Source organism: Flavobacteriales bacterium (assembly GCA_013214975.1).
Taxonomy (GTDB): domain Bacteria; phylum Bacteroidota; class Bacteroidia; order DT-38; family DT-38; genus DT-38.
The window spans coordinates 1-4,393 of record JABSPR010000423.1 but is presented as its reverse complement, the minus strand read 5'-3'; the positions used below and the strand labels follow the sequence as shown (position 1 = coordinate 4,393).

The 4,393-nt window shown below is 34.3% G+C and carries 4 protein-coding genes; all 4 read right to left on the bottom strand.

What is annotated here, in order from left to right:
- Positions 1-2,002, bottom strand: a 2,002-nt coding sequence (gene uvrA, locus HRT72_13215; GenBank protein ID NQY68667.1) for an excinuclease ABC subunit UvrA, incomplete at its 3' end; no start/stop codon positions are given.
- A gap of 27 nt (positions 2,003-2,029) precedes the next feature.
- Complete coding sequence (locus tag HRT72_13210; GenBank protein ID NQY68666.1) at positions 2,030-3,058, bottom strand: lytic transglycosylase domain-containing protein; 1,029 nt, start codon at positions 3,056-3,058, stop codon at positions 2,030-2,032.
- Positions 3,059-3,076: 18 nt separating this feature from the next.
- Complete coding sequence (locus HRT72_13205; protein ID NQY68665.1) at positions 3,077-3,853, bottom strand: undecaprenyl/decaprenyl-phosphate alpha-N-acetylglucosaminyl 1-phosphate transferase; 777 nt, start codon at positions 3,851-3,853, stop codon at positions 3,077-3,079.
- Between the two features lie 332 nt (positions 3,854-4,185).
- A partial coding sequence (locus HRT72_13200; GenBank protein ID NQY68664.1) for a dTDP-4-dehydrorhamnose 3,5-epimerase family protein occupies positions 4,186-4,393 on the bottom strand: 208 nt, incomplete at its 5' end.

The following is a 4,393-nucleotide window of genomic DNA, read 5'->3' as shown; positions in this document are numbered from 1 at the left end:
ATAAGAATTGATTTAATATTGGAAATAATGTTTCATTAATAAGTGTGGTTTTGCCACTACCTGAGACTCCTGTAACGCAAATTAGTTTGCCTAATGGGAATTCTACATCAATATTTTTTAAGTTATTACCACTAGCACCTTGAATAATTAAACTTTTGCCTGACCCTTCTCTTCTTGATAGGGGTATTTCAATTTTTTTAATATTCTGAAGATACTCGGAAGTAATGGATCCTTTTCTGAGAAATTGGTCTTGGTTTCCTTCTGCAACAATATATCCTCCATTACTGCCAGCTTTTGGACCAATATCCACTACGTAATCTGCAGATAGTATCATGTCTTTATCGTGCTCAACAACAATAACTGAATTTCCAACATCTCTTAGCTTTTTAAGTGACTCGATTAATCTGCCATTATCCCTTTGGTGCAAACCGATGCTTGGTTCGTCTAATATGTATAATACATTAACAAGTTGAGAGCCAATTTGTGTTGCAAGTCTGATACGTTGAGCCTCGCCACCAGATAATGTTCTTGAACTGCGATTAAGTTGTAAGTAGTTGAGTCCTACATCTAGAATGAATCTGACTCTGTTTCTAATTTCTTTTAAGACCTCAACAGCAATTTTATTTTGTCTTTTATCGAGACGGTCTTCGATATTATTTAACCATTGGGATAGGTCACCTAAATCCATTCCGGCTACATCTGCAATGCTTTTTCCGTCGATAAAAAAATGGAGAGACTCTTTGTTTAGTCTTGCTCCTTGGCAATCTGGACAATCTATTTTATTCATGAAGCCATCCATCCATTTTTTCATGCTGGAAGATTTGACATTTTCTTTATGTCTTGCTATGAAACTTATTATTCCTTCAAAATTTAGTGTGAAACTTCTTCCTTCGAAATTCAAATCTTCCTTTACCATAAATACTTCATCCGATCCATGAAGAAGTACATTCAAAGCGTTTACGGAAATATCTTTTAATGGTGTTTCTAAATTAAAATCATATTTAGCACCAACAGCTTCTATTTGCTTAAAAATCCAACTGTTTTTGTATTTGCCAACTGGCGATATTCCTCCTTCTTTAATGGAGAGATTATTATCAGGAATGATTTTTTCCTGATCTATTTCGGAAATTTCTCCAAGTCCATTGCATTTAGGGCATGCGCCATATGGTGTATTGAATGAAAAGAGGTTTGGTGCAGGTTCTTTATAAGAAATACCTGTTGTTGGGCACATTAAGTATTTACTGTAAAATTGTATTTTATTAGATCCAACATCAAGTATGCTAACAATACCACTAGCTAAGTTTATTGCTAGTTGAATAGAGTCTGAAACCCTTTTGAAATTAGATTCTTCTAAAATAAGGCGATCCACCACGATTTCGATATCGTGTATTTTAAATCGATCTAATTGCATGTTGTGAGTCATCTCCATGACTTCTCCATCAACACGTACTTTTAAAAACCCTTGTTTGAGGATCTTCTGGAATAGATCGCGGTAATGTCCTTTTCTTCCCTTAACAACGGCTGCAAGAATTAGGATTTCTTTTGCTTTGTACTTGTCTATTATAAGTTCATGAATATGCTTTTCGCTGTACTGGAGCATTTTTTCTCCGGTATTATAAGAATGTGCTATGCCTGCCCGGGCAAAAAGAAGTCGGAAAAAATCATAGATTTCTGTAATTGTACCTACAGTAGAACGTGGGTTTTTGTTAACGGACTTTTGTTCGATTGAGATTACTGGTGATAGACCTGATATTTTATCTACATCCGGACGTTCTAATTTATTCAAAAATTGCCTAGCATAGGATGAAAAGGTTTCTATATACCTTCTTTGCCCTTCGGCATATATCGTATCGAATGCCAATGAAGACTTGCCACTTCCACTTAACCCGGTGAATACCACAAGTTGGTTTCGTGGTATTTTTAAATCGATATTCTTTAAGTTGTGCGTTCTCGCGCCAATAACTTCTAAATATTGAGTTTCATTTGTTACCTCGAATTTCATTTTCGACGACTGTATTATTACTTGTACTTATAGGGAGTCCTTGGACAATGTGTCCATTTGAATGGCCTTAATTGATGATGAATCAGTTAAGTTAGAATCAGCTGTGCTAATTTCTTCAATATCAAGAGGTGTGCAAAATTCAGCTTTGTTCTTAGGTATTTTAATATGATATGTTTTTCCATTCGATACCGTAAGTGTAGATTTTCTTAGCCAAGGGTTGAAAGTTCTAATGACTTTGTATGAAACTCCTTGGCTGTGAGCAAAGTCAACTAGCTGCACCGTAGAATCAATGTCTACGGTATAAGTCTCAATAGGATTGTATAAATCCTTATCTCTTAATTGATAACCATGTTCTATTTGATTCTTATAAATTCTTTTCATTGCTATTAAGCGATACACATACCGGCCTGTTTCAACGTTTAAAAGCAAATCATAATAATTATCTACATCTTGGAATTCCATATTGGTGTTTAAATTCCTCATTCCGATATTATAGGAGGCTGCTGATAGCGTCCAGTTTTTATATTTTTTATATGATCTGTTTAAATAATCACAGGCCAGTTGAGTGGCTTTTTCTAGATGGTATCTTTCGTCTACTTCACTTCTAATTTCTAATCCTCCTCCTTTTCCTGTTGATTCCATAATTTGCCAAAATCCACTTGCTTTTGCAGGAGATACAACATGCTCAAATCCGCTTTCGATCATAGGCAAATATTTAAAATCTAAAGGAATACCATTCTTCTTAAGAATAGGTTCAATTACAGGAAACCATCTAGCTGTTTTCTTTAATAATAACACAGATTTAGATTGCCAGTATGTGTTAACGAGTAGTTCCTTGTCTAATTTTTCTTGTACATCTTTTCGATGCATTGGTACCATTTCACCTGCGAAAGTTATATTGTGAGGTGGTGGAATTGCGAAGATTTTATAGCTCTCATTAAAGTCCTTTAGATAGTTTTCATCTTCGGTTGTATTTGAAATTGAAAAGATAAAAAGATTGTAAATAATTAGCGAGCTGGTAACGGTGGCAGCTATATAAATCAAGTTTTTATTCATAGCTGAGAGGAGGTTTTGTCAATCTTTATGTTTGTATTTCGTTGCATAATATAATAACCCAAATATAGCCATGATATAGCTTGAAAACAGAATTATAAAGTTAGTATTCCAAGTTTTTACATAATTAATAAAGAAAACGCTCATCATCAGGGAAATAAGAGTTAATCCAGTAAACGCTAAAGCAATTTGTCGATCGGTCATGCCTAAATAATGAAGGAAATGTGTTGTGTGGTCTCGTCCTCCGACAAAAGGAGATTGTTTTCGAAGTAAGCGATTAATGATTACTGTAATCGTATCTGTTAGAGGAATAATAAAAATTAATAATGTCGACAAGATTTGTTTTGATATTATTTTGTTCCCTTCAATATCTTCTCCATTCCAGAAATAAGTAATTCCAATAAAAGCAAGTAGTAAACCAAGGAATTGACTTCCCGTATCTCCCATATGCATTTTGGATGGATGCCAATTAAAAAACAAAAAGCCTATTAGAGATGCCAAAACACCAATTAACATTAACAGATAGATACTCGAATAATCTTCTTTTAGTAGGATTATAGATATTGCTGCTAGAATAATTACGGCACTAACACTAGAAGTTATTGCATCCATATTATCTAACATATTTATTGAGTTCATCATGCCAATAACCCAAATAACAGTAACGATATTATTCAACATGTCACTTGAAAAGAGATGGATCGATGTATTTGTTATTAGTAGAATAATACCACAACTAATTTGAATGAAGAGCTTTAGTAATGGCTTGGTGTTGTACGCATCATCAGCTAGCCCCATAAGGAACGCCAAAGTTGTAGTAAATAGGAGTCCAATAAATTGAATATCGCGTATGTAAGATCCGTGGCTCGTAAAAATGGAATAACATGCAATAGAGAACAGAAAGCTAATAAAGAATGCAATCCCGCCAAATGCGGGCTTAGATTGCGGATCCCACCTAATTACTGTGTTATTGGTATTGCGAATTCCAAGTGTTTTTGCAAATTTCAGAAAAATTCCATTTATAAGGGCAGAAAATATAACACTGCAAAAAAAGAAACAGAAGTATATTAGGAATAGGAAGTTTGAATTATAAAATAAATTGTCCACGATTGTTTGTGTAATTGAGCAATTTAAAAAGGACTTTCAAAATTAGAAAAACGGGGTAAGAGCTCGTCTTTATCCGATAGTTCCGGAGATTTTATCCCCCAATCTATCCCAATATCAGGATCGTTCCAAATAATTCCTCCCTCAGATTCTTTATCATATAATCCTGTACACTTATAGGCAAAAATAGTTTCGTTTTCAAGCACAGAAAATCCATGTGCGAACCCTGGTGGT